The 26,111-nt window shown below is 71.7% G+C and carries 23 protein-coding genes and 1 riboswitch; of the genes, 7 read left to right on the top strand and 16 right to left on the bottom strand.

Annotation, left to right across the window (positions count from 1 at the left end):
- Positions 1–194: 194 nt before the first annotated feature.
- The 9 genes from ABLE53_RS20085 to ABLE53_RS20045 form a co-directional block, all read right to left on the bottom strand.
- Positions 195–2,162 (bottom strand): acyl-CoA dehydrogenase family protein, encoded by a 1,968-nt coding sequence (locus ABLE53_RS20085; protein WP_348860920.1) that lies wholly within the window; start codon positions 2,160–2,162, stop codon positions 195–197.
- 9 nt (positions 2,163–2,171) lie between these two features.
- Positions 2,172–3,269 (bottom strand): phosphatase PAP2 family protein, encoded by a 1,098-nt coding sequence (locus tag ABLE53_RS20080; RefSeq protein ID WP_348860919.1) that lies wholly within the window; start codon positions 3,267–3,269, stop codon positions 2,172–2,174.
- Between the two features lie 23 nt (positions 3,270–3,292).
- Positions 3,293–4,486, bottom strand: a complete 1,194-nt coding sequence (locus ABLE53_RS20075; RefSeq protein ID WP_348860918.1) for a glycoside hydrolase family 6 protein — start codon at positions 4,484–4,486, stop codon at positions 3,293–3,295.
- Positions 4,487–4,535: 49 nt separating this feature from the next.
- Positions 4,536–6,443: a sulfatase-like hydrolase/transferase gene (locus ABLE53_RS20070; RefSeq protein ID WP_348860917.1), complete on the bottom strand. Its 1,908-nt coding sequence runs from the start codon at positions 6,441–6,443 to the stop codon at positions 4,536–4,538.
- A 105-nt stretch (positions 6,444–6,548) separates the two neighbouring features.
- A complete protein-coding gene (locus ABLE53_RS20065) occupies positions 6,549–7,541 on the bottom strand; it encodes an ABC transporter ATP-binding protein (protein ID WP_348860916.1) in 993 nt (330 codons plus the stop codon).
- A gap of 12 nt (positions 7,542–7,553) precedes the next feature.
- A complete protein-coding gene (locus tag ABLE53_RS20060; protein ID WP_348860915.1) occupies positions 7,554–9,191 on the bottom strand; it encodes an ABC transporter permease in 1,638 nt (545 codons plus the stop codon).
- On the bottom strand, positions 9,167–10,213 hold the full coding sequence (locus ABLE53_RS20055; RefSeq protein WP_348860914.1) for a thiamine ABC transporter substrate-binding protein: 1,047 nt from the start codon (positions 10,211–10,213) through the stop codon (positions 9,167–9,169). The genes ABLE53_RS20060 and ABLE53_RS20055 overlap by 25 nt, the downstream gene beginning before the upstream one ends.
- Positions 10,206–10,320, bottom strand: a riboswitch (TPP riboswitch). Its footprint overlaps the gene before it by 8 nt.
- A gap of 62 nt (positions 10,321–10,382) precedes the next feature.
- Positions 10,383–11,693, bottom strand: coding sequence for a hypothetical protein (locus tag ABLE53_RS20050; protein ID WP_348860913.1), 1,311 nt, complete (start codon positions 11,691–11,693; stop codon positions 10,383–10,385).
- Positions 11,693–12,109 carry a hypothetical protein gene (locus ABLE53_RS20045; protein WP_348860912.1) on the bottom strand — a complete coding sequence of 139 codons (417 nt, stop codon included), beginning with the start codon at positions 12,107–12,109 and terminating at the stop codon, positions 11,693–11,695. The genes ABLE53_RS20050 and ABLE53_RS20045 overlap by 1 nt, the downstream gene beginning before the upstream one ends.
- A gap of 202 nt (positions 12,110–12,311) precedes the next feature.
- Here ABLE53_RS20045 and ABLE53_RS20040 point away from each other — a divergent pair, with 202 nt between their 5' ends.
- Positions 12,312–12,899 (top strand): hypothetical protein, encoded by a 588-nt coding sequence (locus ABLE53_RS20040; protein WP_348860911.1) that lies wholly within the window; start codon positions 12,312–12,314, stop codon positions 12,897–12,899.
- Between the two features lie 22 nt (positions 12,900–12,921).
- Positions 12,922–13,356, top strand: coding sequence for a GNAT family N-acetyltransferase (locus ABLE53_RS20035; protein WP_348860910.1), 435 nt, complete (start codon positions 12,922–12,924; stop codon positions 13,354–13,356).
- Here ABLE53_RS20035 and ABLE53_RS20030 read toward each other — a convergent pair.
- The 3 genes from ABLE53_RS20030 to ABLE53_RS20020 are packed head-to-tail and all read right to left on the bottom strand — an operon-like array spanning position 13,343 to position 15,216.
- The gene (locus tag ABLE53_RS20030) at positions 13,343–14,401 is read right to left on the bottom strand and encodes an MBL fold metallo-hydrolase (protein ID WP_348860909.1); all 1,059 of its coding nucleotides are present in this window, start codon (positions 14,399–14,401) and stop codon (positions 13,343–13,345) included. The genes ABLE53_RS20035 and ABLE53_RS20030 overlap by 14 nt on opposite strands.
- On the bottom strand, positions 14,394–14,843 hold the full coding sequence (locus ABLE53_RS20025) for a hypothetical protein (RefSeq protein ID WP_348860908.1): 450 nt from the start codon (positions 14,841–14,843) through the stop codon (positions 14,394–14,396). The genes ABLE53_RS20030 and ABLE53_RS20025 overlap by 8 nt, the downstream gene beginning before the upstream one ends.
- A 16-nt stretch (positions 14,844–14,859) precedes the next feature.
- Entirely contained in the window at positions 14,860–15,216 is a 357-nt protein-coding gene (locus ABLE53_RS20020) for a hypothetical protein (RefSeq protein WP_348860907.1), read from the bottom strand.
- A 16-nt stretch (positions 15,217–15,232) separates the two neighbouring features.
- Here ABLE53_RS20020 and ABLE53_RS20015 point away from each other — a divergent pair, with 16 nt between their 5' ends.
- Positions 15,233–16,030 carry a putative protein N(5)-glutamine methyltransferase gene (locus ABLE53_RS20015; protein ID WP_348860906.1) on the top strand — a complete coding sequence of 266 codons (798 nt, stop codon included), beginning with the start codon at positions 15,233–15,235 and terminating at the stop codon, positions 16,028–16,030.
- Between the two features lie 141 nt (positions 16,031–16,171).
- A complete protein-coding gene (locus ABLE53_RS20010; protein WP_348860905.1) occupies positions 16,172–16,882 on the top strand; it encodes a YwaF family protein in 711 nt (236 codons plus the stop codon).
- Here the strand turns inward: ABLE53_RS20010 and ABLE53_RS20005 are convergent.
- A complete protein-coding gene (locus ABLE53_RS20005) occupies positions 16,843–17,946 on the bottom strand; it encodes a PLP-dependent cysteine synthase family protein (protein WP_348860904.1) in 1,104 nt (367 codons plus the stop codon). The two genes, ABLE53_RS20010 and ABLE53_RS20005, sit on opposite strands and share 40 nt — an antisense overlap.
- Before the next feature lie 125 nt (positions 17,947–18,071).
- Here ABLE53_RS20005 and ABLE53_RS20000 point away from each other — a divergent pair, with 125 nt between their 5' ends.
- On the top strand, positions 18,072–18,911 hold the full coding sequence (locus tag ABLE53_RS20000) for a formate/nitrite transporter family protein (RefSeq protein ID WP_348860903.1): 840 nt from the start codon (positions 18,072–18,074) through the stop codon (positions 18,909–18,911).
- Here ABLE53_RS20000 and ABLE53_RS19995 read toward each other — a convergent pair.
- Positions 18,895–20,151: an MFS transporter gene (locus tag ABLE53_RS19995; protein WP_348860902.1), complete on the bottom strand. Its 1,257-nt coding sequence runs from the start codon at positions 20,149–20,151 to the stop codon at positions 18,895–18,897. The two genes, ABLE53_RS20000 and ABLE53_RS19995, sit on opposite strands and share 17 nt — an antisense overlap.
- A 29-nt stretch (positions 20,152–20,180) precedes the next feature.
- Positions 20,181–21,764 carry a benzoylformate decarboxylase gene (mdlC, locus tag ABLE53_RS19990; RefSeq protein ID WP_348860901.1) on the bottom strand — a complete coding sequence of 528 codons (1,584 nt, stop codon included), beginning with the start codon at positions 21,762–21,764 and terminating at the stop codon, positions 20,181–20,183.
- A 94-nt stretch (positions 21,765–21,858) separates the two neighbouring features.
- Between mdlC and ABLE53_RS19985 the strand changes: the two genes are divergently transcribed.
- Positions 21,859–22,791 (top strand): LysR family transcriptional regulator, encoded by a 933-nt coding sequence (locus tag ABLE53_RS19985; RefSeq protein WP_348860900.1) that lies wholly within the window; start codon positions 21,859–21,861, stop codon positions 22,789–22,791.
- Between the two features lie 27 nt (positions 22,792–22,818).
- Here ABLE53_RS19985 and ABLE53_RS19980 read toward each other — a convergent pair whose 3' ends face one another.
- The gene (locus ABLE53_RS19980) at positions 22,819–24,474 is read right to left on the bottom strand and encodes an AMP-binding protein (protein WP_348860899.1); all 1,656 of its coding nucleotides are present in this window, start codon (positions 24,472–24,474) and stop codon (positions 22,819–22,821) included.
- Between the two features lie 129 nt (positions 24,475–24,603).
- Here ABLE53_RS19980 and ABLE53_RS19975 point away from each other — a divergent pair, with 129 nt between their 5' ends.
- Entirely contained in the window at positions 24,604–26,109 is a 1,506-nt protein-coding gene (locus tag ABLE53_RS19975) for a malate:quinone oxidoreductase (RefSeq protein ID WP_348860927.1), read from the top strand.
- Positions 26,110–26,111: the final 2 nt, after the last annotated feature.

Below are 26,111 nucleotides of genomic sequence, written 5' to 3'. Positions count from 1 at the left end.
GCCGACAGCGACGCTCCCGAACACACCAACTCGAACAACCGCGAACGGACCTCAGGCGAACACGCCCTCGTCATCTGCACCACTCCGTCTCACATCAGGAGCGTTGCTTCGACCGCTGGATTCCGCCCAGGGCGGAAACCCGGAATGGACACCACTTCCCCACAGCCGTGCGGAAGTGCCGGCGGCCGGTGGGGTCAGCCCTCCCCGAGCAGGTCCGGGGCGCGCAGGAGCGGCTCGGGGACGGCGAAGGCGTCGACGAGGACGCGCGCGTGGGGGCGTACGCGGCGGCAGAGCCGGTTGACCTCGGCGGTGATGGCCTTGGCGCGCACGGAGGAGAGCCGGCCGTGCTCCATGAACCAGGCCCGGTCGGCCTCGATGGTGGCGAGGGCGTGCAGGTCGCAGACCAGCTCCATGAGGTCCCGCTCGGGGCCGGGCTCCATCCCCTTCACCTTCGCGACGAACGCCTCGAGGACGAGCCGCTCGACGTGGGCCCGGGCGGTGCCGATGACGTGGTCCTGGGCGCGGGAGAAGACGGCGCCGGGGTTCATCCCCTGGTCGATGCCGCGCTTGAGCCGCCGGGCGACGCCGGCGAGCATGTGCTCCTCGCGGAAGCGCAGCATCGCGAGGTGGTAGTCGGCGTCGCGGATCTCGACACGCTCGCTGGCGCTCGCGGCTCGGTCACCGGACTGAGCGTCGGGCGACGGCAGCAGGTCGCGGACCCGCTCGAGCAGCTTGTGGACGGCGGTCTTCTCCAGCACCGTCTCCACCGCCAGCCCCGCGACGAAGCGGACCATGTCGAGCTGGTCCATCTCCTCGAACTCGCCGGAGTAGTCGGTGAGCAGCCCCTTCGCGACCAGCTGCAGCAGCACGGTGTTGTCGCCCTCGAAGGTCGTGAACACGTCGGTGTCCGCCTTGAGCGCGGCGAAGCGGTTCTCGGCGAGGTAGCCCGCGCCGCCGCACGCCTCCCGGCACTCCTGGATCGTCCGGGTGGCGTGCCAGGTCCCCAGCGCCTTCGTGCCGGCGGCGCGCGACTCCAGCTCGCGCCGGGCGTGCTCGTCGTCGTCCCCGCTCGACGCGGCGTCGCCGCTGAAGACGGCGTGCAGGTCGTCGCGGACAACCTCCTGGGCGAACCGGAGCGCATAGGTCCGCGCGAGCAGCGGGAGCAGCCGGCGCTGGTGCTGGCCGTAGTCGAGCAGCAGCTCCTCCTCGTCGGTCGAGGTCGCCTCGAACTGCCGCCGCCGGAGCGCGTACCTGATCGCGATCGTCAGCGCCACTTCCGACGCGGCGATCCCCGCGCCGCCGACGCTCACCCGGCCCTGGACGAGCGTGCCGAGCATGGTGAAGAACCGCCGGTTCGGGCTCTCGATGGGGCTGACGTACTCCCCCTCGGGCGTCACGTCGGCGAACCGGTTGAGCAGCGCGGTCCGCGGCACGCGGACGCCCTCGAACCACAGCCGCCCGTTGTCGACGCCGTTGAGCCCCATCTTGAGCCCGTCGTCGGCGATGCGTACGCCGGCGGCCGGCTGCCCCTCGACCCGGATCGGCACCACGAAGGCGTGCACGCCGCGCTCCTCGCCGCCCACGACGAGCTGGGCGAAGACGACGGCGAGCTCGCCGTGCCGCGCGGCGTTGCCGATGTAGTCCTTATAGGCCTCCTCGGCGGCCGTCGTGATCACGAACTCCTGCGTGTCCGCGTCGTACGTCGCCACCGTCCCGACCGCTGCGACGTTGGAGCCGTGGCCGTGCTCGGTCATCGCGAAGCAGCCGAGCCGGCGGGCGGCGACCACGTCGGACAGGTAGGCGTCGTGGTGCTCCTTCGTCCCGAGCTGCAGCAGCGCCCCGCCGAACAGCCCGAACTGCACACCGCTCTTCACCAGGACCGACAGGTCGCCGTACGCCAGCGCCTCGAAGGCGGCGATCGACGCGCCGACGTCGCCGCCCCCGCCGTACTCCTTCGGGAAGCCGAGCCCGGTCAGACCGGTCCCGGCCATCTCGACGAGCACCTCTCGGACCCGCTCGCGATAGGCCTCCCGGTCCAGCTCCTCGACCTCGGCCAGCAGGCCGGCATGCTCGGCGACGGCGGCGCGCACCCGCGCGCGTACGTCGGCGTGGCGACCGTCGAGGAGTGCTGTCAGGGCTGCGGCGTCAGGGGCGTCGACCATGCGCCCAATCTAGGTCGTCTCGACAGGCTCGATGTCCGGGGCCGGGGCGCCGCTCGTGACGGCCCGCCTCTCGCGGGCGCTGATCGCCGCCCGCTCGGTGGCGAGGTCACGGACCCCCTTGCGCTGGAACCTCTGCCCCGCGGCGAGCCCGGCGAGGTAGAAGGAGACCAGCGCGATCATCACTCCGGCGACGTCGTCGGAGAGGTAGTGCCAGCCGAAGTAGACGGTGGCGAGCGCGGTGACGGCGAAGTTGACCCAGAAGAAGATCCGGGCGAAGCGGTTATTGACGGTGTATTGCACCATCAGGGCGGTCAGCAGCGTGATGGCGCAGTGCAGGCTGGCGAAGCCGGCGACCGACTGGACCGCGTCGAAGACGTGGTCCCATCTGACCCGTTGTCGCCCGTCCACGAGGGCGTCCATCAGCTGCTTGGCCGGTGTGTCCGGCTGGCCGGCGTAGCGGTAGGAGTAGGCGAGCCCGGGCCCGAGGGTCGGGAGGCAGTAGTACGAGATCGTGCCGAGGGTCCAGGCGATGCACTGCGCCCCGACGAACCAGTAGCCGTAGGCGAGGTTGCGCGACCACACGATCCAGACCGTGACGGCGATCGGCACCAACGGCAGGAACCACAGGTAGATGTAGGAGAAGACGTACGCCATGAACCCGGTGCCGAAGATGTCCTGCATGACGACGCCGGGATGGTGGCCGAAGAGGACCGCGCTGTCGATGAGGTCCAGATCGCGGTCGTACTTCGTGCCGATGAGGAAGGGCAGGAACGACTTCAGGTTCCGGTAGCCGACGTAGACGATGTAGAACCCGATGACGCCCAGGGCGACCAGGGTGAGCCGCTCCTTGGACCAGTGCGCGCGGATCCGCTCAAGGAAGATCGCGGCGAACTCCTTCGGCCTCCCCTTGGAGAACCACAGCGCCCGCGGGAGCAGGTCGACGAGGATCGCCGCACCCAGGAGGAGCGGGAGCCGCGCCCACGACGGGCCGAGGAAGCTGCCCTCCGGGTCGATCAGGTGGTGCCCGGAGACGACCGAGGCCACGATCGCCCCGCCGCCCACCAGGACGGCCAGGCCGGCCACCAGGATCTGGGCGCGACGATACATGCCTGTCATCTTAGGGAGGGCGGTCAGCCGCCCGTCACGTTGGTCTGGTCGTACGGCGTGGTCCGCGCGACCTGCAGCGTGCGCTCCAGCGAGAACGGCGCGGCCTGGTTGACCAGCCACGGCCTGCCGAACCACAGGTAGCCGTCGGCGTACTCGCTCGCCTCGGCCTGCTGCTCCGCGTCGAGGCCGAGACCGTCCTTGTCGGTCTCCCAGGTCGGCGCCGGGCCGAGGGTGTCGCAGAGCTCCTCGGCGGTGCTGCCGCAGGTCTCGGCGTTGTTGAAGTAGCCGTGCGGGTGCTTGGCGTAGTACTCGCTCCAGGTGAACGGCCTGCCGTTGTCGGCGGTGTCGACCACGAAGTGCTTGGTGCCGTAGCCCGCCTGCTCCAGCGCGGAGACGAGGTGGGCGCCGTAGGAGATGTTGCCGGCGAGCGAGGAGTAGTGGGTCGCGCCCAGCGCGAACCCGCGGGCGTACTTGATCCCGCTCGCCTCGAGCACGGAGAGCGCCTTGCCCTGGTCGAGCCAGTCGGCGTCACCGGCGTCGAGGTAGACCGAGGTGCGCGGCAGGGAGGAGAACCGCTCGGCGGCGTACGCCACGAGGGACTGGCGTACGCCGGGGTCGGCGGTCGTCGTCACGCCGCGACGCATCGGCGGCGCGGTCAGCGCGAGGTCGGGCTCGAGGATCATGGCCACCCGGGCGTCGCCGATCGCGTCCACGGCGGCGTCGACGGCCGCACGGTAGTCGGCCTGCTCCGCGCCGCTCAGCGGCCGGTTGCGGGCGCCCTCGCCGTGGGGCCAGAGCCGGAACCAGGCGAACTGCACGAGCGCGTCGGGGTTGCCGTCCTGCTCCTGCGCGATCTCGCTGCGCATCTTCTCGCCGAGCTCGCCGACGCCGAGGCCGGAGTGGAGCCAGCGGACCCGCGGCTGGAGCGCGACCTTCGCGAGCAGTGCCTTTTCCTCGCCGCCGGCCCGCTCGTACGCCGGCCAGACGCCGTCCTGGTCGCCTGTGTAGACGCCCCACGGGCCACCCGCGAGCGGGTTGTCGGCGCTGCCCTCGCTCACCTCCGCCGGCGGCCGTTCGGCCTTGTGGTGCTTCGGCTTCGGGTGGTGGGTCACGAAGGGCGCGTCCTCCGGCGCTGGCATGGCGTTCGCGACGCCTGGGACGAGTGCCGGCACCCCCACGCCGACAGCACAGACGAGGATCGAGAGGCTGCGGAGCATCCGCACATGATGCCCAAGCCCGGTCCGGTCCGGCGAATCGGGGTCCGGGTCAGCGGCGCTTCTGCGTGCGCCAGTAGGCCTTCTGCAGGGAGTTGCCGTAGGTGCCGTAGACGCGGCTCCAGTAGCGCAGCGTCGCCTTCCGGTTGGCGACCGGCCAGGCCTTGAGCGAGTCCGGGAGCGGCACCCGGCAGGCCGAGCCCTTGCAGTGCATCAGCTTGTGCGCGACCGCGCGGAGCTGCCTCTTCACCGCGGCGTACGCCGGCTTGCCGGCCACGTTGTTCATCTCGAACGGGTCGACGGCCTCGTCGTACAGCTCCTCGCTGCCGTCAGCGAACCGCACGTAGATGTAGCGGGAGGTCTTGACCCCCTGCCCCAGCTGGCCGTTCACGTGGCGCTGGTGCATGAAGGTGCGCGCCCGCCTGACGACCGGGAAGTCCGGGTCGTGGTGTTGCGCCGAGCCCTGGCCGGGCATCGTCCAGCCCTCCTCGTACGGCATGCCGTAGGTCCAGCCGCGGTCGCCGCGCAGCAGCGTGGAGCGGAACGACGTGCCGTCCGGCGTACGCGGCGGGTCGGCGCCGGCGAAGTCGAGGAGCGTCCGGGTCAGGTCCACGACGTCGACCGGGTCGTCACGGTTGGACGCGACCCGCATCCCGGGGCCGGTGATGAGCATCGGGACCCGGATGACCGGGTTGTACTCGAGGATCTTGCCCGCCGCCCGGTGGTGCTCGCCCTGGAAGTACCCGTTGTCGGACCAGAAGACGACGACCGTGTTGGACCACTCCCCGGTGGCCTTGAGGCGCCGGATCACGCGGCCGATCTGCTGGTCGGTGGCGTAGAGCGACTCCGCCCGCTGGCGCGCGGTCGCGCGGACGGCGTTGCGCTTCTTCGGGCCCAGCGCCGGGATCCTGCCCCACGAGCGCGGCTTGTCGGCGGTGTCCGCCGTGGTGTCGCGGCCGTCGTGGTTGGCGTCGGCCTCCGTGTGGCCGTTGGGGAGTACGCCGGGGGCCCGCTTGATCACCTTGTTGAACCTGCCGTAGGTCCAGGCCGGGGAGGCGGTGGACCGGAGCCCGTCGAGGCCGACCCGCCGGTCGCGGGCCTTCTCGGTCCGGTTGCCGGGGCCGACGTGGGGCGCGGGGAAGTTCGCCGACAGGAAGAACGGCTGTCGCTCCTCGTGGAAGCGGTTGACCATGGAGACCGTCTCGTCGCCGACGATCTCGGAGGAGTAGGTCCCCTTCTTCACCGTCCTCGGGTCACCGTTGTCGGACTCGGCGACGTGGAAGAACCGGTAGGTGCCGCCGGTGACCTGTCGACCGGTACGGACGCTGTGCACCTTCGAGGTCTGGTCGAGGAAGCCGTGCCACTGGTCCCAGCCGTTGGGGATCTTGTAGGCCGACCGCAGGGTGGTCGAGGCGGGGACGCGGACCCGCTTCCACACGGTCTTGCCGTCGACCGTCGTCTTGCGGAGCCGCCAGCCGCCCTTGGACGACATCATCCCGTAGCCGTTGAGGTACTTGCCGCTGAGCCCGGTGTGGTAGCCGGCGGCCTGCAGGGAGGTGGCGATCGAGCGCGAGTCGTCGAAGGCGCTGTAGGCGTACGGCGCCTGCACGGTCCACACGTGGTGGTTGTGCGGCAGCTGGCCGGAGAAGAACGACGCCCGCGCCGGGCAGCACAGCGGGTAGGAGGAGAAGGCGTTCTGCATCGTGATGCCGTGGTCACCGATCAGGCGCCGCACGTTCGGCATGTAGGCGAGGTCGTCGACGCGCATGTCGTCGACGAGGAACTCCACGATGTTGGGCTTGCCGGCGGCGGACGCCGGCGTCGCCCGGTCGGTCGCCGTGTCGGGCACCTTCGCGGCCGGGTCGAGCACCGTGAGCAGGACGCCGGCCACCAGGATCGCGAGCACGACCGGCGCGGCGCGCATGACCCAGGACAGGCCCCTTCGACCCAGCGTCGTCACCCTTCACTCCCCCGGTTGGTCACAGTGGCGGGCACCGGCGCGGACCCAGCGCGGGGAGTCTAACGGGGCCGGACCAGCCGCCTCGCATCCCGCCGGTCGCGACACCTAGGCGAGACCCGGCACGGCTGTCCGCGACGGCTCGACCCGCAGCCGGACGCTCTCGCCGGGGCCCGGGGCGTGGGCGGCGGAGACGGCGTCGACCTCGCCCACACCGTCGACGTCGACGACGAGCCGGACCTGGTCGGGCGTGGCCCGCGCCGAGACGACGGTGCCGCGGAGCGGCCCCCGCTCGTCCGCCACCAGCGCCGACCGGCGTACGGCGACCGCGGGGCGCTCGGGCACCGGCAGGCCGGCCGCCTCCAGGACGGCCGCGGCCCCGGCCCCCTCGAGAACGCGTGCGTAGCCGAGGAAGAGCGCGGTCCACGCGTCGGCGGGGTGCTGCCAGACCTGGGCGAGGTCGCCCTCCTGGACGACCCGGCCCTCGTGGAGGACCGCGAGCCGGTCGGCGACCGCGAACGCCTCCTCCTGGTCGTGGGTCACCATGAGCGCGGTCGTGCCCGCCTCGGTGAGGATCCGGCGCAGATCGCCGGCGAGCCGCTCGCGGAGCCCGGCGTCGAGCGCAGAGAGCGGCTCGTCGAGGAGCAGCAGCCGCGGATCGACGGCCAGTGCGCGGGCCAGCGCGACCCGTTGCCGCTCGCCGCCGGAGAGCGTGCCGGGCAGCCGGTCGGCGTAGCCACCCAGCCCGACGAGCTCGAGCAGCTCGTCGACCCGGGCCGCCCGCTCGCGCCGTCCGACGCGACGCAGCCGCAGGGAGTAGCCGACGTTGGCGGCGACGGTCAGGTGGTCGAAGAGCTGGCCGTCCTGGAACATCAGGGCGAAGCCCCGCTTGTGGGTGGGTACGCCGGCGAGCGAGCGGCCGTCCCAGCTGATCGTGCCCACGGCCGGCTCCAGCCCGGCCACGGCCCGCAGGAGCGTCGACTTCCCCGAGCCGGAGGGGCCGAGCAGCGCGAGCACCTGGCCGTCGGCGAGGTCGAGCGTCACGTCCCGGACGGCCGGCCGGCCGTCGTACGCAATGGTGACGTCCTTCAGCGAGAGCATCGGATGGCTTCCCTAGAAGGCGCCCAGCGAGGGCACGCGGAGGCGCTCGACGAGGAGCATGACGAGCGCTGTGGCGGCGGCGAGGACGCAGGAGCCGGCGAGGGCCATGCCGTAGTTCATCGCCCCCGGGTGCCCGATCAGGCGGTAGATCACGACCGGGAGCGTCGGGTGGTCGCTGCGGTAGAGGAACGACGTCGCGCCGAACTCGCCCAGCGAGGCGGCGAACGCGAAGCCGGCGGCGGCGAGGAGCGGCTTCCAGACGACGGGTACGTCGACGGTGATCGCCGTCCGGAGCGGGCCGGCGCCGAGGGAGGCGGCGGCCTGCCGCTGGCGGTCGTCGATGCCGGCGAGCACCGGCACCAGCGTGCGTACGACGAGCGGCAGCGCCACGAGCGCCTGCGCGACCGGCACCAGCCACGGCGAGTCGCGGAAGTCGACGGGAGGCTGGTCGAGTGTGATGAAGAGGCCGAACCCGAGCGTCACCGCGCTCACCCCCAGCGGGAGCATGAACAGCCCGTCGAGGACGGCCCGCAGCCGCCGCTCCCCACGGCCGCGCGACCGGCCGGTGACGACGACCGCGACCAGCAGGCCGAGGACCAGGCTGAGCGCAGTCGCGAGGACGGCGATCTCCAGCGACGAGGTCAGCGCGCTCGTCGCCGGGACGGCGAGGGTGTCCTGGCTGCCGGGCGTCTGAAGGGCCCGGTAGTTGCCCAGGCTCCACCGCCCGTCGACCCGCAGCGAGCCGATGAGCAGCGTCACGATCGGCGCTGCGACCAGGGCGAGCAGCACGACGGTGACGGTGAGCTGCGGGAGGTCGGCGCGGCGCGGTCGCCGCGGCCGGGCCGGCGTACGCCGTTGGGTGGGGTCGCCCACCCGGCGGAGCCGGCCGGCGACGGTCAGCAGCGCGACGACCACCAGCAGCTGCAGGATCGAGAGCGCCGCCGCGCCGGGCAGGTCGAGCAGCACCGTGGTGAGCTTGTAGATCTCGGTCTCGACGCTGTTGTAGCGCAGCCCCCCGAGGGTGAGCACGACCCCGAACGCCGTCGCACAGAAGAGGAAGACGACGCTCCCGGCGCTGACGATGCTCGGCCGGAGCGCGGGCAGCGTGACGGTGCGGAAGACCGTCCACGGCCGGGCACCGAGCGCGGCCGCGGCCTCGGCGGGGCGCGCGTCGAGGCCCTCCCAGGCGGCGCCGACGCTGCGGATCACGACGGCCACGTTGAAGAAGACCAGCCCGGCGAGGATCGCCGCCGGCGTACCGTCCAGGCCGAGGCCGCCCAGTGGCCCGCCCTCCCCGAGCAGCTCGCGGAAGGCGACGCCGACGACGACTGTGGGCAGCACGAACGGCACCAGCAGGGCCGCGCGCACGACGCGCTGGAGCGGGAAGACCAGGCGGTGCAGGACGTACGCCGCCGGCAGCCCGAGCAGGACGCTCGCCGCGGTGGCGACGACCGAGGTCCACACGGTGAACCAGATCGCCCGGTGGATCTCGGCGCGGCCGAGCACGCGGACGACGGTGCCTGCGTCGAGACTGCCGTCGACGACGAACCCGCGTCTGACCATGCCGGTCACGGGCAGCACGAAGAAGACCGCCAGCACGGCCACCGGGACGGCGGCGAGCCCGATCAGCCAGAGATGACGTCGCTCCACTGCTGCAGCCACTCGTCGCGGTTGTCGTCGATCTCCTGCGGGTCGACCTTCCAGGTCTTCGTCGGCTGGACGGCGAACCTCGCCCACTCCTTCGGCAGCGGGGTCCCCTTGACGACCGGGAAGACGTACATGCTCGTCGGCAGCGCCTTCTGCACCGCCGAGCTCAGCAGGAAGTCGACCAGCGCCTGCGCGCCGTCGGGGTTGACGGCACCGGCGAGCACGCCGGCGTACTCGACCTGGGTGAAGCAGGTGTCGAGCAGCGCCTTGGTGGTGGTCGTGCCGCCCTTCACGGTGTAGGCCGGCGAGGAGTCGTACGACAGCACGATCGGCCGCGTGCCCTTGCCGCCGCCTTGGGTGAAGTCGACCTCGTAGGCCTGGTCCCAGCCATCGTCCACCTTCGCGCCGTTCGCGATCAGCTTCTTCCAGTAGTCCTGCCAGCCGTCGCCGTACCTGCTGATCGTGGTGAGCAGGAAGGCGAGCCCCGGCGAGCTGGTGGTGGCGCCTGGAGTGACGAAGAGGTCCTTGTAGGCCGGGTCGACGAGATCGTCGAGGGTCTTTGGCGGCGCCAGGTGGTGCTGCGCGAACCAGGTGGTGTCGACGTTGACGCAGACGTTGCCCTGGTCGACCGGTGTGAGGTGCTTTCCCCCGTCGCCGGGGACGTCGTAGTCGCCGACCCCGGCCGGAAGGTCCGCGGGGGTGTAGTCGGCGAAGACGTCGTGGTCGAGCGCGCGGCCGGCGAAGGTGTTGTCGACGCCGAAGGCGACGTCGCCGTCGGGGTTGTCGGCCGAGAGGACCAGCTTGTTGGTGAGCTCGCCGGCGTCGCCGGAGGCCCGGATCTCGAGCTGGTAGCCGCTCTGCTGCTCGAACTGCCTCTCCAGCTTCTTCGGCAGCGCGAACGAGTCGTGCGTCATCAGCACGACCTTCGTCGGCTTCCCCCCGGCCTCGTCGCTGCCGCCGCAGGCGGCCAGTCCGGTGGTGAGCAGTGCCGCGGCGAGGACCGCGGCGGGCGCACGGAGGCGCATCGGTGTGACTCCCTTCGCCGGTGTTAACCGGAGCAGGTTCGGAGGGTCTGCGGCCGCTCGTACGCCGGCCGCACTCTCAGCCCCGCGGGGCTCCCCTGTCCTCTAGCGGAGTAACTCTAGCCGCTCCGCCCCGATGCCCTGGACCCGTCCCAGGTGAGGCGCCATGGCCTCAGCTCAGCACGCCGGGCGCGGCGTCCTCGTCGTCGAGCCAGTCGCTACCGTCGTCGTACGAGCCCCACTCGCGCTTGCGCTTCTTGTCGTCCTTGCCGCGGCTGCCGTGCGTGCCGCCGCTCCGGGCGCCGGTGCGCCCCGTCGTGGAGCCGGTGCGACCGGCGGTCGAGCCCGTACGCCCGGCGGTGGTGCCGGTGCGCGCCGACGTGGCGCTGCGGCCGGTGACCGCCTGGCCGCCGGTGCGCATCGTCGAGCCGAGCGGACGCGTTGCCATGGCGCGGGAGGTGGTCGTGGCAGCGGTCGCCATGGACGGCTGGGTCACTGCGCCGGAACCGGCCCCGCCGAGCATGCCGGCCTTGGCCGCCGCGGCCAGCCCGGCCGCACCGAGGCCGCCGGCGACGGCCGCCCCGCCGGCGCGGCCGAGCCCGCCGAGCCCGCCGAAGGTCGGAGTGCCCGGCGTGGCAGCCGGAGTGGCGCTGGTGGTCGTGGCCGGCGTCGCCGTCGACGACGGGGCGGTGTAGCTGTCGGCCAGCGTCCCGTCGTCGTAGGTGTAGTCCGGGCTCGTGGTCGTGTCGTGCGGCTGCGACGTCGAGTGGTGCTGCGTCGTCGTCTGGTGCGTCGCCGTGTGGTCGGACGTGGTGTAGGTGGGCGCCTGGGTGTGGGCCGAGCTCGCCGTGGACTGGTGGGGCGCGGTATAGGTGCCGCTGCTGGTGCCCGTGTAGTTGAACGCCGGGGTGGTCGTCCCGCCGCCCCCGCCGCTGCCACTGGTCGTCGGCTGGGAGGTGGCGACGTCGCCGTGGATGCCCTTCATGACGTCTGCTGCGTCGCTGAGCTTCCGGTCGAGATCGTCGGCGGCGGCGTCGGCCTGGGCGTCGCGCACGGCGGGGTTGTGGTCGTACGCCGCCTTGCGGCTCTGCCACTTCACCATCGCCATGTTCATGGGCGGGTCCCAGTCGTTGGTGTGGATCGGTGGCTCCGGCTTCGGGCCCGGAGGCGCGGCCACCGGAAGCCCGTCCAGGTCGCTCTGCGCGGTCGTGATCGCGGTCGCCGCGTCGCCGAGTGCGCCGGAGCCCTTGTTCAGGTCGCTGATTCGGTCGCGGAGGTTCTTGGCGGCCTTCTGGAACGCTTCCGTCGCGCGGTTCCCGGTCTCAGCGTCGGCGAACTGGTCCTTCACGTTGGGTGCGTGCTTCTCGAGCGCCTGGGCGACGGTGCTGAGGGTGGTTGTCGCCCGCTGCCAGCTCGCGCTCGCTGCGTTGATGTCGGCGACGCTCACGCCGTTGAGGTACTGGCGCAGTCGTGCCTCGCCCATCACGCACCATCCTTGTCCGAGGGAACGGCGGTGCACGTCGTCGGAGCACCGACCTGGGGCGGTGTCATGCAGTTGGCGCCCGCCTCGAGGTCGACGCTCGCCTTCTGGGTGGCGTCGACGAAGCCCGACTGGACGTCGTGCATGCCCTTGCGATACGCCGCGAACCCGGCTTCGTAGTTGTTGAGCCCGGTCACGACGTCGCGAAGTGCGTTGACCACGAACTCGTGGGCCAGATCGGTGTGATGAGCAAGCGACGCACCGGTGGCCGAGCCACCGAAATGTGACCCCGGCACCTTCTTGAGGTCGCCCAGGGTCTTGGAGATGTTGCCGGCGTCCTCACCGAGAAGCTTGGTGAGCTGGGTGATCAGATCGTCGGGGACGGCGGTGGTGCCGCCGCCCGTGCCTTCTGGAAGCATTGGGCTGTAACTCCGCTGGTGTGTCCGTTGGTGGGGCCATGAGCGCCATACCCGAGATCAGTACGTCCAAACCTCTCGGCCGGCACTACATCATGGATGACGAGTCGGCTTCGAGATCGTGACGGCGTCCGGCAAAGAAAAGTTGCGGTTCCGCTAGCCTCAGGGCCGAAACGTCCCGACCGATCGATCTGGAGCTCCTCGGGTGCCCGTGCTGCGTACGCCGATCGCCGCGCTCGTCGTGGCGGTCACCCTCTCCCTCGCCGGCTGCGGAGGAGGCGAGCCGACCGGCGGCGGCTCCCCGCCGACGAATCCCAGCGCCAGCCAGTCTCCGTCGGAGTCCTCATCTCCCTCGGTGGCCCCGGCGACCGGCCGTCGGATCTCGACCGACTACCTGAGCGTGCACGCCCCCAAGGGCTGGGTCAGCGCGCCCGGGATGACCAAGCAGCAGGCCGCGGCCGCCGACTACGACATCGGCGCCCAGGTCGTCATCAACACCCTCGAGTGGAACCACATCGACCCCTCCCCCGTTGCAGCGCAGGCCAGGCTCGCCCTCAAGCAGTACGACAAGCGGATGCGCTACGCCGGACCCGTCACCGTCGCCGGCCAGCAGATGTTCCACATCACGGGCATCGAGGGCGGCGGCAGCCACCTCGACGAGTACGGCTGGGACGTTCCTGGCGCCGCCCACGCCTACATCCACAGCATCAGCTTCTTCTTCAGGACGACCCCGCCCGCCCAGCGGCAGAAGATCATCGACTCCGTCCTCGCGACCCTCGAGATCAAGAAGTAGCAGGGTCCTAGGCTCGCGTCTCGTGGACCTGACCGCGCTGCCGTTCGACGACCTCGACCCGCAGGACGCGTACGCCGCCTGGAGGCTGCGCCAGGACGTGTTCGTGCTCGAGCAGGAGTGCCTGTACGCCGACCTGGACGGCCGCGACACGGAGCCGGCGACCCGTCACGTCCTGCTGAAGGACGGCACCGGCGAGGTGGTCGGCTACTGCCGGGTGCTCTCGGACCCGGAGACCTGGCGGATCGGCCGCGTCGTCCTGCGCCGGGACGCGCGCGGGCAGGGGCTCGCCGACCAGGTGGTGCGGCGGGCGCTCGAGGAGTGCTCGGGCCGCGACGTCGTACTCGACGCCCAGGCGCCGCTGGCGGGGTGGTATGCGACGTTCGGCTTCGCCCGGGACGGCGAGGACTTCGTCGAGGACGGCATCCCGCACACCCCGATGCGGCTCAGGCGCGACTGAAGAGCACGCCGGCCTCGGTCTCGACCCGGGTGACGTCGCCGCGGGCCGCGAGCAGCTCGAGGTGGGCCTTGGTCTCGAGGCAGGCCAGGACGGAGTTGAACAGGTCGAGCGTCGCGAAGGCGTGCTCGTGGCGGGTCCACGGCAGTTCGGCGGCCACCTGGAGGGAGGTCCGTGGCCCGGGGGCGAGCGCGTCGAGGCAGAGCCCGAGCCGATGCTCGTGGTGGGCGAGGAGCTGGTCGATCCGGGCGTGGGAGGAGGGTGCGATCGGGCCATGGGCCGGCAGCAGCCGCAGGTCCGGCAGTCCCCTCACCTTGGTCAGCGACGCCATGAAGTCGCCGAGCGGCGAGAGCACCGGCACCGGCTCGAAGCCGATCGACGGGGTGATCGTGGGCAGCACGTGGTCACCAGCGAAGAGCAGCCCGGCGGGCCGGTCGGCGAAGACGAAGTGGCCCTGCGTGTGGCCGGGGGTGTGGACCGCGTCGAGGGTGCGGCCGGCGACCTCGAGCGGCCGGTCGCCGTCGAGCCACATGTCGGGGTAGCGCCACTGGCTCCGGTCCTGCGGCGGGTGCTGGAGCGCCGCCCAGCGCTCGGCGAGCTCCTGGGCACCGGCCTCGAAGAGCAGCCGGTCGGTGGAGCGGTCGGGGCGGCCGTCGGCGTCGGAGTGGATCAGGTCGAGCGTCGGCTTGTCGCCGACCCCGAGCACGACGCGGGCGGCGTACTCCTCGCCGAGCACGCTCGCGAGCGTGTAGTGGTCGCGGTGGACGTGGGTGACGAGGAAGCGGCGGATGTCGCCGAAGCCGAAGCCCAACGCCGTAAGCCCCGCGTCCAGGGCCGCGCGACCCTCGGTGATCGCCCAGCCGCCGTCCACGAGCGTCAGCCCGTCCGGCCCCTCGAGCACGTAGACGTTGACCGCCCTGAGCCCGTCGGTCGGCAGCGGGAGCGGGATCCGGTGGACGCCGTCGTCGACGGTCCAGGCGCCCGGCGCCGACCAGTGCTCGCCCGAGTCCGGCGAGACGGCGTACGCCGTCGGGGTGCTCTCACTCATGGGCCGCCCCCCGCGGGGCGGCCGCCGGCGAGCGGTGGACCCAGATGAGCCCGAGGACCGGGAGGATCGCCGGCACCCAGCCGTAGCCCTCGCCGTAGTCCGACCACACCGACGCGTCCGGGAACCAGTCGCGCACGACGAGCGACAGCGTCCCGACGACGACCACGCCGCCGAGCTCGACCCAGAGCATGACCCGCGCGAAGCCGGGCCGACCGTGGGCGGCCCGGCGGATCGCGAACCACCCGGCGACGTACGTGCACGCGGCGACGGCGGAGAGGACGTAGGCGACCGGGGCCTCGTCGAACTTCGTCGCGATCTGGACGACCGCGCGGCTGCCGGAGGCGAGGATGAAGAGCGCGTAGAGCGCCAGCAGCACCAGGTGGGGCCCTGACCGGACCTTGGGCGGCGCCGTCGTCGGCGTGGTGGTGGGGGGCTCGGACACCTGCGTCACTGTCTCATCATCTCGTCATCAAGATTCGTACGGCGACCACCCCGGTCGCCAGCGCCGCGACGGCGACCACCCCCGAGGACCACGGACCGCGGTCCTCGCGCACGGACAGCAGCGCCACGGGCATGATCACGACCACTGCCGCGACGTACCCCAGGTGCGTCGACAGCGACTCCGGCCGGTGCCCACGGGCGAGCGAGCCGAGCGCTCCGACGGCCAGCACCGCCGCGAGCAGCTCGAGCATCCACGCCAGCTGGTCGAGCCAGCGCGGCCGCGGTGCCCGCAGCGCCGCCCCGAGGGCTGCCGCCGCGGTCACCAGGACGGCGTACCCGGCCACGATCCAGGCGATCGGGGTCAGGGCGGACATGTCAGCATCTAAGCCGATGGCCGATCCGGATCCCGAACTGGTGGCGCGGCTGCGCGCCGCCGGGTGCGTCTTCGCCGAGGACGAGGCGGGGCTGCTGCAGGCCGAGGCCCGCTCCGCGGAGGATCTCGAGGCGATGGCCGTACGCCGGGTGGCCGGGGAGCCGCTGGAGCTGGTGCTCGGCTGGGCGGAGCTCGCCGGGGTCCGGGTCCGCGTCGCGGAGGGCGTCTTCGTGCCGCGGCAGCGCTCGGCGCTCCTCGTGCGGCTCGCGGTGGAGGTCCGCCCGCGGGTCGTGGTCGACCTCGGCTGCGGGACCGGCGCGCTGGGTGCGGCGGTGGCGGCTCGGGTGCCGGAGGCCGAGGTGTGGGCCGTCGACATCGACCCGGCGGCGGTCGAGTGTGCCCGGCAGAACCTGCCGACCGAGCGGGTGCTGCTCGGCGACCTCTATGCCCCGCTGCCCGGCGGGCTCCGCGGCCGGGTCGACGTCCTGCTCGCGAACGCGCCCTACGTGCCGACCGACGCGGTCGCGCTCATGCCGCCGGAGGCGCGCGACCACGAGCACCGGGTCGCCCTCGACGGCGGAGGCGACGGGCTCGACGTGCAGCGCCGCGTCGTCGAGGGCGCCGCCTCGTGGCTCCGACCCGGCGGCGTACTCCTCTCGGAGTGCGGACGCGACCAGGCCGCGGTCCTCGCCGGGCTGATGACAGCAGCCGGCCTCGACCCGACCGTCCGCACCGACGACGAGATCGGTGCGACGGCGGTCGCCGGCGTCCTCCCGGTGTCCTTCCGGCGGGCCCACCGAACTGACGACCTCTGAGCCCGCCGGAAGGACGAAGGTCGTCCACCCCCCACCGGTGGACGACCTCCGCACCCGTGAAACGGCCCTCCGGCAGACCCATGACGCGAAAGCGCGAAGAATTTCTCCGACCACTTCTGCAGGTCCGGTCATGCTGGGGACGTGACGCCCTACGGGGTTACCCATCTGGTGCCGCTCGCACTCTTCGCGGTCGGTCTGTGCGTCGTGGTCGCGCTGGGCCGGCGGCACCGGACGATGCCCGGGCCGACCGCGTTCAGCCGCGGGCTGGCGCTGGCGCTCCCCGCCGTGATGGTGCCGCTGCAGATCTGGGACTTCGCGACGCGGTTCGACCTGCAGTCGACACTGCCGTTCCACCTGTGCGACCTGACCTGGGTCGCGACGGCGTTCGCGCTCTGGACCCACCGGCCCTACCCGGCGGCGCTGACCTGCTACTGGGGACTGGTCCTCACCCCGCAGGGGATCTTCACGCCGTCGGTCGAGGACTTCCCGGAGATCTGGTACTTCGGCTACTGGGCGCTGCACCTGATGGTCGTGTGGGGCACCGTCTACCTCGTCCTCGGCCTCGGCAAGGTGCCGCGCTGGCGCGACTACGCCACGACGGTCGCCACGACCCTCGTGTGGGCGGTGCTCGCGTACTGCTTCAACCTCGTGGCCGACACCAACTACGGCTACCTCATGCACAAGCCGGACACCGGCTCGTTCCTCGACCTGCTCGGGCCGTGGCCGGGGTACGTCGCCGCGGAGGTCGCGATCGTCGCGGCGGTGTGGGCGCTGCTGACCGTCGTGCTGCGCCCGCTCGGACGGTCGAGGACTCAGGCCCGGGGGTCGACGAGGACGCCGGTCCGCTCGTAGTCGGCCAGCGCGGCGGCGTACGGCGCCAGGTCGATGCCCAGCGAGGAGACCCAGGCGTCGTCGTAGTAGGTCGAGCGGTAGCGCTCGCCGGAGTCGCAGAGCAGCGTCACGACACCGCCCTCCTCGCCGGCGGCGACCATCCGCCCGATGACGCCGAGCGCCGCCCACACGTTCGTGCCGGTCGACGGTCCGGCAGGACGGCCGAGCCGCTCGGAGATCCAGCGCATCGTGGCGATGGAGGCGGCGTCGGGCACCTGCACCATGTCGTCGACGACCCCGGGGATGAACGACGGCTCGAACCGCGGCCGGCCGATCCCCTCGATCCGCGACCCCGGACCCGTCACGGTCGCGTCGCCGAGCGCCCAGCCGTCGTAGAACACCGAGCCCTCAGGGTCGGCGACGAGCAGCTTCGTGGGGTGGCGGCGGTAGTGGAGGAAGCGGCCGATCGTGGCGGCGGTGCCGCCGGTGCCGGCCGAGACGACGATCCAGGACGGGACCGGGTGTCGCTCCTGCGCGAGCTGGCCGAAGATCGACTCGGCGATGTTGTTGTTGCCCCGCCAGTCGGTCGCCCGCTCGGCATAGGTGAACTGGTCCATGTAGTGCCCGCCGGTCTCCTCCGCGAGCGCGCGTGCGGCGTCGTACACCTCGCCGGCGGTGTCGACGAAGTGGCACCGGCCGTCGTACCACTCGATCAGCTCGACCTTCTCCCGGCTGGTCGACGTCGTCATCACGGCGACGAACGGCAGGCCGATGAGGCGAGCGAAGTACGCCTCGGAGACCGCGGTCGACCCCGACGACGCCTCGACGACGGTCGAGCCCTCGTGGAGCCAGCCGTTGACGAGCGAGTAGAGGAACAGCGAGCGGGCGAGCCGGTGCTTCAGCGAGCCGGTCGGGTGGACCGACTCGTCCTTGAGGTACAGGTCCACGCCGCCACCGGTGGCCGAGCCCGGCGCCGGGAGGGGTACGACGTGGAGGTGGGTGTCGGCCGAGCGCTGCGAGTCGGCCTCGACCTTGCGGACGGCTTCGTCGATCCAGGCCCGGTGGGAGTCGGAGAGGCGGGGCACGGGGAGCAGGGTAAGCGCGTACGGCGTGTCAGGGACGAATCGCTTACCTACGCGCGTGTGCAGTGGTAGGCAATGAGTCGACACACGCCGCGCCGCAGCGGCCGACTCGGTGAGCGGAGGCCATCATGGCGTTCAACACCCCACAGGAAGTCACCGCGCTGGCGATCGCCGCCGGCGAGACGAAGGCGCGGGCGACCGTGCCGAAGGCGCTCGTGGCGGGCGTCCTGGCCGGCGCCTACATCGCGTTCGGCGCCCTGATCGCCACGGTCACGTCGGCGGGTCTCGACCCGAAGACGTGGGGCGGCGTCATCACCCTCATCACCGGGCTGACCTTCAGCCTCGGCCTGATCCTCGTCGTGGTCGCGGGCGCCGACCTGCTGACCGGCAACATGATGCTGGTGCCGTTCGCGGTCTTCGCCCGCCGGGTCACCCCGGTCCAGCTCCTGCTGAACTGGCTCTGGGTGACCATCGGCAACCTCGTCGGCTCGCTCCTCGTGGCGTGGCTGTTCGCCGACCAGACCGGCCTCTTCGCGAAGGACTCGATCAACTACACGCGGCTGGGCGCGATCGCCAGCGGCAAGGCGATCACGGAGACCCACTGGGAGCAGTTCGTCCGCGCGATCGGCTGCAACTGGCTGGTCTGCCTGGCGGTCTTCATCGCCCTGGCGGCCACCACGATCGACGGGAAGATCCTCGCGATCATCTTCCCGATCACCGCCTTCGTCGCCCTGGGCTTCGACCACGTCGTGGCCAACATGTTCTTCCTACCGGCCGCGATGATGGTGGACGCCGGCGGCCTCAGCCTGGGCGACACCGTGATGAACCTCGTGATGGCCTACCTCGGCAACATCGTCGGAGCCGGCGTCTTCGTCGCGGGGGCGTACTTCTACCTGTACGGCAGCGCCGTGAAGCAGGCGGCCCCCGCCTCGCCGCCTGCCGTCGAGCCGGTCACGGCTGACGACTGAGGACCGAGGTGTCCCGCAGCGGCAGGGTGAGCACGGCGAGGACCGCGAGCACGGCGACCGCCGCGAAGAAGTAGAAGCCCCACGGGTGGCCCCAGCCGGCCGCCACGAGCGCACCGGTGATCGACGGCCCGACGATCGACCCGATCCGGCCGATGCCGGACGCGGAGCCGAGCGCCGTGCCGCGGACGGCGGCCGGGTAGAAGTGGGTGATGTAGGCGTAGACGAGCACCTGGGCGGAGAAGACGAACACGCCGGTGAGGAAGACGACCACGCCGAGGACGACGTCGCTCTCCATCTTGATCGACAGCAGCGCGAGCATCACCGCGGCGACGCCGAACCAGAGCAGCGCGGTCCACTTGATCCCCCGCCGGTCGGCGACGTACCCGCCCAGGACCAGTCCGACGACGCCGCCGATGTTGAGGACCAGGAGCTGGGTGACGGCCGCGGGCACGGCGTACCCGGCGGCGTGCATGAGCTGCGGCAGCCAGGTGTTGAGCCCGTAGACGAGCAGCAGCCCCATGAAGGACGCCACCCACACGCCGATCCCGGCGCGCAGGAGCGCCGGCTTCAGCAGCTCGGTGAACGGGACCCGCTGGCGGTCGCCGCTGCGCTGGCCGGCGAGGTACGCCTCCGACTCCGGGAGCTTGAGCCACTGGATCGCGGCGACCACGAGGCCGACGGCGCCGAGGACGTAGAAGAGCACCTTCCAGTTGTGGGTGACCTCGAGGGCGAGCAGCGAGGTGATGACGGCGCCGGTGTGGTAGCCGGTCATGGTGAGCGTGCTCGCCCGGGCGCGCTGCGCCTCGGGCAGGTGCTCGGCCATCATCGTCAGCGACACGGGCATGCACGCCCCGAGCCCGATGCCGGCGATGAGTCGCAGCGCGGCGAACATCGCGACCGAGCCGGCCAGCGGCACGAGGAGCGTGAACACGGAGAAGAGAAGCACCGAGCCGATCAGCGACCTGCGGCGGCCGATCAGGTCGGAGAGCGGACCGACGCAGACGGCGCCGATCGCCACGCCGACCAGCGAGAGCGTGGCGACGGTCGTCGCGTCACCCGGCGTGAAGCCGAGGTGCTTGGTGTCGAGCAGCGTCGGGATGATCGCGCCGAGGACGACGAGGTCGTACCCCTCGAGCATGACGGTGATCCAGCACAGGACGACCGTCCATGCACCGTGGTGGTCGCTGCGCGAGGCTGCGGCCGCGTCCTGGGCGGCGGGCCGTCTGGTGGCGGATGGCATGGGTCTCCTCCGGAGGATGGGGGTCACGCTCAGGCGTTCGGAGCGGTCGGTGTCGTGTCGACCTGGACGAGGCGGGGCGCCCGCGCCGGCTCGGCGAGCACGGCGCGGAGCTCGTCGTCGCCGGAGACGTGCTGCGCGGCCACGCCGTACCCCTCGGCGATCCTGGTGAAGTCGATGCCGGGGACGTCGAGGCCCGGCACGTCCGGGACGCCGAGCAGCTCGCTGAACCAGCGCAGTGCGCCGTACGTCCCGTTCCGGAGGAGTACGACGGTCACCGGCACGCCCAGCTGGGCGGCCGTCCACAGCGCGGTGATGCCGTAGTTGGCCGAGCCGTCGCCGATGACGCCGACGACCGGGCGGTCGGGCTGCCCGAGACCGACGCCGACCGCCGCCGGCAGGCCGAAGCCGAGCCCGCCGCCCGCGGGGAAGTAGTAGGAGCCCGGCCGGCGCAGGTCGATCTGCCGCCACCACGAGGAGTTCGTGGAGGTCGACTCGACGACGTACGCCGTGTCCGCAGGCTGGGTGTCGCGCAGCGCGGCGAAGACCTGCTCGGGGTGGAGGCGCCCGCCGTCCCCGGTCCGCGGCTCCGGCGGGGTCGTGAAGGCGCCGGTGTCGCCGCCGGACCCGTCGATCGCCTTGAGCAGCAGGTCGACGACCGGACCGGGGTCGGCGACGACCGCCTCGCCCATCGGCGCGCGGGCCGCGGCCGCGGCGTCCTCGGTGACCTGGATCAGCCGGGTGCCGTCGGGGAGGAGCCGGCCCGGGAGGTACTCGTGGTAGCGGAAGACCGGCGCCCCGAGGACGAGCACGAGGTCGTGCCCCTCGAACGCCTCGGAGACCGGCGCGATGCCGGCGGGCAGGACCCCGCGGAAGAGCGGGTGCCGGTTGGGGAACGGCAGCCGGAACAGCGACGGTGCCGCCCAGACCGCCGCGCCGAGCCGCTCCGCGAGACCCACGACGGCGTCGAAGTGACCCCCGGCGTCGATGTCGCCGCCCAGCACGAGCGCGGGGTTGCGCGCGGTGGTGACCTGCTCGACCAGCCAGCGGGCCTGCTCGGCGTCGGGCACCGCCGCCCGCTGGACGGTGCGGTCCAGCACCGCGCCGGCGTTGTCGTCGGCCTCGACCGACCAGTCGTCGTACGGCACCGAGAGGTACGTCGGCCGGCGCTGCAGCCCCGCCTCGAAGACCGCCTGCGCCAGGGCGCGGGGGACGTCGCCCGCGCAGGCGGGCTCGCCCGCCCACCCGACGAGCGGCTTCATCAGGGCGACCGGGTCGGGGACGGCGAGGTTCGCCTCGAGCCCGATCGCCGGGCGGACCTGCTGGCCCGCCACGAGGACGAGCGGAGTGCGCGCCGGCACGGCGTTGGTGAGCGCGCCCATCCCGTTGCCCGAGCCGGACGCGGCGTGCAGGTTCACGAGGACCGGCCGTCCGGTCGCCTGCGCGTAGCCGTCGGCCATCCCGACGACCGCGCCCTCGTGCAGCCCGAGCACGTAGCGGAAGCCGGACGGCAGCTCGGCGAGGAACGGCAGCTCGTTGGAGCCGGGGTTCCCGAAGATGGTGGTGAGCCCCTGGCGCTCCAGGAACTCGTGGACGAGACGGCGGACGGTGGGCACGGCGATCCCTTCGGTTCGTGACGGCCGTCACGCTAGGTAACCAACCGAACCGAAGGCCAATAGATGTCGCCAGGCACCGTCATAGATTGCGTCTATGCGCGAGTTCGACCTCAACCTCGCCCGCGTCTTCTGCCTGCTCTACGAGACCGGGAGCGTCACCGTCACCGCCGAGACGCTGCACGTCACCCAGCCGACCGTCAGCTACAGCCTCGGCAAGCTGCGCCGACGCTTCGACGACGAGCTCTTCCGGCGTACCGGCCGCGGTCTCGTGCCCACCTCGGTCGCCCAGCGGCTCTACGAGCCGCTCCACCGCGCGCTCGCCGAGATCGACGGCGCGCTGCGCCAGTCCGACGAGTTCGACCCGGCGTACGACGCCGTCCGGTTCACCCTCGCGCTCTCCGACCTCGGCGAGGTGACGCTGCTGCCCCGCCTCGTCGCCGCCGCCCGCGAGCGCGCGCCACGGGTGTCGTTCACCGTCCGGCCCCTCGACGTCGACGACGCCGAGCGCCAGCTCGGCCGGGGCGAGATCGACGCGTTCGTCGCGACTCCGGTGCTGACCACGCATCGTACGGTCCGGATCCCGCTCTTCCGGGAGCGGTACGTCGGCATGGTCGCGACCGCCCACCCGCGCCTCGACGGTGACGCGGTGACGTTCGAGGAGCTCGCCGCGGAGCACCACGCCACGGTCTTCGGCTCGAGCGGCCACAGCGGCCCGCGCGCGAGCCTCGCCACCCACGGGCTGCTCGACCGGGTGGCGCTCGAGGTGACCCGGTTCTCCGTGCTCCCCTACCTGCTCGAGGCGACCGACCTGGTGGCGATCGTGCCGGAGTACGTCGGCGAGGTCTTCACCGCGTCGCACCGCGTGCGGATGGTCGAGCTGCCGTTCGCGATCGAGCCGATCGAGGTCGCCGTCTACGCCCGCCACGAGTCCTCCCGCAGCCCGGCGCAGCGCTGGCTCGTCGGGTTCCTGCACGCCGTGCTGGGCGAGCAGGTGAGCCGGGCGCAGCTGCCGCCGCGGGCGGGCTGAGCGCCGCGCGGAACCGGTCAGAGCCGGTCAGAGCCCGAGCGCGGCCGCCGACCTCTCCCGCATCTCCGCCTTGCGGATCTTGCCGGTGACGGTCATGGGGAATTCGTCGACGACGAGGACGTAGCGAGGGATCTTGTAGTGGGCGAGCCTCCCGGTGGCGAAGGTCCGCACCGCCTCGGCGTCGAGCGCCGCGGCGCCGGCGCGCAGCCGCACCCAGGCGCACAGCTCCTCGCCGTACTTCTCGTCGGGGACCCCCACCACCTGGACGTCCTCGATGTCGGGGTGGGTGTAGAGGAACTCCTCGATCTCGCGCGGGTAGATGTTCTCCCCGCCGCGGATGACCATGTCCTTGATCCGGCCGACGATCAGGCAGTAGCCGTCCTCGCGCATCGTGGCGAGGTCGCCGGTGTGCATCCAGCCCTCGTCGTCGATCGCCTCGGCGGTCTTCTCCGGGTCGTCCCAGTAGCCGAGCATCACCGAGTAGCCGCGGGTGCAGAACTCCCCCGGCTCGCCCCGCTCCACGGTCCTGCCGTCGGGGTCGACGATCTTGATCTCGACGTGGGGAGCGGCCCGGCCGATGGTCGCCGTACGCCGGTCGAGGTCGTCGTCGACGCGGGTCTGGCAGGACACCGGGCTGGTCTCGGTCATGCCGTAGGCGATCGAGACCTCGGTCATGTGCATGTCGTTGATGCACCGCTTCATCACCTCGACCGGGCAGACCGAGCCGGCCATGATGCCCGAGCGCAGCGAGGTGACGTCGTACGCCTTGAAGTCACCCCCGGAATTCAGCAGGGCGTTCTGCATCGCGATGAACATCGTGGGCACGCCGTAGAGCACCGTGCAGCGCTCGTCCTGGACGGCCTGCAGCGTGACGACCGGGTCGAAGGCCGGACCCGGGATCACCATCGTGGCGCCGTGGGTCATGCAGCCGAGGTTGGCCATCACCATGCCGAAGCAGTGGTAGAAGGGCACCGGGATGCAGAGCCGGTCCTCCTCGGTGAGCTTGATCGTCTCGGTGACGAAGTAGCCGTTGTTGAGGATGTTGCGGTGGCTCAGGGTCGCACCCTTGGGGAAGCCGGTCGTGCCGGAGGTGTACTGGATGTTGATCGGGTCGTAGGGGTCGAGCGCCGCCATCCGGTCGCGGACCGCGGAGGCCGGCACCTCCTCCCCCGCCGCGATCAGCTGCTTCCAGTCCGGGCCGTCGAGAAACACCACCCGCTCCAGGGTCGGCGTCTCCGCACGGGTCTGCTCGATCATGCCGGCGTAGTCGCTGGTCTTGAACGAGGTCGCCGACAGCAGGAGCCGCATGCCCGACTGGTTGACGGCGTAGGAGAACTCGTGAGTGCGGTAGGACGGGTTGACGTTGACGAGGATCGCGCCGATCTTCGCGGTCGCGACCTGGGCGATCGTCCACTCGGCGCAGTTCGGCGCCCAGATGCCGATCCGGTCGCCCTTGTCGACGCCCATCGCGAGCAGGCCGCGCGCGACCGCGTCGATGTCACGGTCGAGTTCCGTCCAGGTCCAGCGCCGGCCGCTCGCCACCTCGACCATCGCCTCGCGGTCGGGATGCGTCGCGACCGTCCGCTCGAACGCTGCCCCGATGGTCTCCTCGAGCAGCGGCGGGGTGGTCTCCCCCTGCTCGAATGCCTCGGGCTTCGCTTCGGCGGCGGCGTACGACTCCATGCGCATTCTCTACCAGAGATGTGCCCTGGATCACAGGGCCGCGAGGCGGCCGTCGTGCGGGGTCGGCTAGGGTGATCTAGCCCACAAATCGGGCGCCCTGACGGACCCCGATTTCCGTTGACGGCCCAGGTGCGAGAAAAAGGACAAGTGGACGAACCTCTCGACCCCTTCTATGACGTCGTTCTGATCGGTGGCGGGATCATGAGCGCCACGCTCGGCGTCCTCCTGCAGGAGCTCGAGCCGAACTGGAAGATCACGGTCCTCGAGCGCCTCGACCGGCTCGCCGAGGAGTCCTCCGGCCCGTGGAACAACGCCGGCACCGGCCACTCCGCGCTCTGCGAGCTCAACTACACGCCGGAGAGGCCGGACGGCTCGATCGACATCTCGAAGGCGGTCAACGTCAACGAGCAGTTCCAGGTCTCCCGGCAGCTGTGGGCCTTCCTCGTCGAGAACGGCCGCATCCCGGACCCGTCCGCGTTCATCCACACCACGCCCCACATGAGCTTCGTCTGGGGTGCCGACAACGTCGACTACCTCCGCCGTCGCTACGAGGCGCTGAAGGACCACCCGCTCTTCTCCGGCCTCGAGTTCAGCGACGACCCCGAGGTGATCAAGGGCTGGGCGCCGCTGCTGCTCGAGGGCCGTACGGGCAGCGAGCCGATCGCCGCGACGTACTCCCCGGAGGGCACCGACGTGAACTTCGGCGCCCTCACCCGCATCCTCACCGACACCCTCGTCGACAAGGGCGCCGAGATCGAGTTCGGCACCCAGGTCACGGACCTCCACAAGACGATGGACGGCCGGTGGCACGTGATGGGCAGGCGCGACGCCGGCGAGGAGTTCCACTACACCGCGCGCTTCGTGTTCGTCGGTGCCGGCGGCTGGGCCCTCCCCCTGCTGCAGAAGTCCGGGATCCGCGAGATCAAGGGGTTCGCCGGCTTCCCGGTGAGCGGGGAGTTCCTGCGTACGTCGAAGCCCGAGCTGGTGCAGCAGCACCAGGCCAAGGTCTACGGCAAGGCCGCCGTCGGCGCACCGCCGATGTCGGTGCCGCACCTCGACACCCGCGTGGTCGACGGGAGCACGCACCTGATGTTCGGCCCGTACGCCGGCTGGAGCCCGAAGTTCCTCAAGAAGGGCTCGCTCCTCGACCTCTTCCGCTCGATCCGGCTGCACAACCTGCTGCCGATGATCAAGGCCGGGCTCAAGAACGTCGCGCTCACCATCTACCTGATCCAGCAGCTGATCGCGCGGCCGTCCACGAAGTTCAAGGACCTCCAGGACTTCTACCCCGCCGCCGAGCCGGGCGACTGGGAGAAGATCGTGGCCGGCCAGCGGGTCCAGGTGATCCGCCCCGACGGGGTGCTCCAGTTCGGCACCGAGGTCATCACGGCCAAGGACGGCTCGATCGCGGGTCTCCTCGGCGCCTCGCCGGGCGCCTCGACGGCCGCGCCGATCATGATCGAGATCATGAAGAAGTGCTTCCCCGACAGGTGGGACACCTGGCTGCCTCAGCTCACCACGATGATCCCCAGCGCCGGCGCGCCGCTCTCGGAGAACCCCGAGCTGGCGACCGCCACGCTCGTGCGCACCGCCAAGGCGCTGCAGATCGTGGGCCCGGACACCGCGAGCCTCTGAGC

Source organism: Nocardioides asiaticus, from assembly GCF_040049175.1.
In the GTDB taxonomy this organism is placed as follows: Bacteria; Actinomycetota; Actinomycetes; order Propionibacteriales; family Nocardioidaceae; genus Nocardioides; species Nocardioides cheoyonin.
This window is presented reverse-complemented; position numbering and strand designations above follow the sequence as displayed.

Bases quoted from the DNA above. Each gene is read 5' to 3' on its own strand.
- ABLE53_RS20085 (WP_348860920.1), bottom strand. From the start codon at position 2,162: ATGGTCGACGCCCCTGACGCCGCAGCCCTGACAGCACTCCTCGACGGT.
- ABLE53_RS20080 (WP_348860919.1), bottom strand. From the start codon at position 3,269: ATGTATCGTCGCGCCCAGATCCTGGTGGCCGGCCTGGCCGTCCTGGTG.
- ABLE53_RS20075 (WP_348860918.1), bottom strand. From the start codon at position 4,486: ATGCTCCGCAGCCTCTCGATCCTCGTCTGTGCTGTCGGCGTGGGGGTG.
- ABLE53_RS20065 (WP_348860916.1), bottom strand. From the start codon at position 7,541: ATGCTCTCGCTGAAGGACGTCACCATTGCGTACGACGGCCGGCCGGCC.
- ABLE53_RS20055 (WP_348860914.1), bottom strand. From the start codon at position 10,213: ATGCGCCTCCGTGCGCCCGCCGCGGTCCTCGCCGCGGCACTGCTCACC.
- ABLE53_RS20050 (WP_348860913.1), bottom strand. From the start codon at position 11,693: ATGGGCGAGGCACGACTGCGCCAGTACCTCAACGGCGTGAGCGTCGCC.
- ABLE53_RS20045 (WP_348860912.1), bottom strand. From the start codon at position 12,109: ATGCTTCCAGAAGGCACGGGCGGCGGCACCACCGCCGTCCCCGACGAT.
- ABLE53_RS20030 (WP_348860909.1), bottom strand. From the start codon at position 14,401: ATGAGTGAGAGCACCCCGACGGCGTACGCCGTCTCGCCGGACTCGGGC.
- ABLE53_RS20020 (WP_348860907.1), bottom strand. From the start codon at position 15,216: ATGTCCGCCCTGACCCCGATCGCCTGGATCGTGGCCGGGTACGCCGTC.
- ABLE53_RS20015 (WP_348860906.1), top strand. From the start codon at position 15,233: ATGGCCGATCCGGATCCCGAACTGGTGGCGCGGCTGCGCGCCGCCGGG.
- ABLE53_RS20000 (WP_348860903.1), top strand. From the start codon at position 18,072: ATGGCGTTCAACACCCCACAGGAAGTCACCGCGCTGGCGATCGCCGCC.
- ABLE53_RS19995 (WP_348860902.1), bottom strand. From the start codon at position 20,151: ATGCCATCCGCCACCAGACGGCCCGCCGCCCAGGACGCGGCCGCAGCC.
- ABLE53_RS19985 (WP_348860900.1), top strand. From the start codon at position 21,859: ATGCGCGAGTTCGACCTCAACCTCGCCCGCGTCTTCTGCCTGCTCTAC.
- ABLE53_RS19980 (WP_348860899.1), bottom strand. From the start codon at position 24,474: ATGGAGTCGTACGCCGCCGCCGAAGCGAAGCCCGAGGCATTCGAGCAG.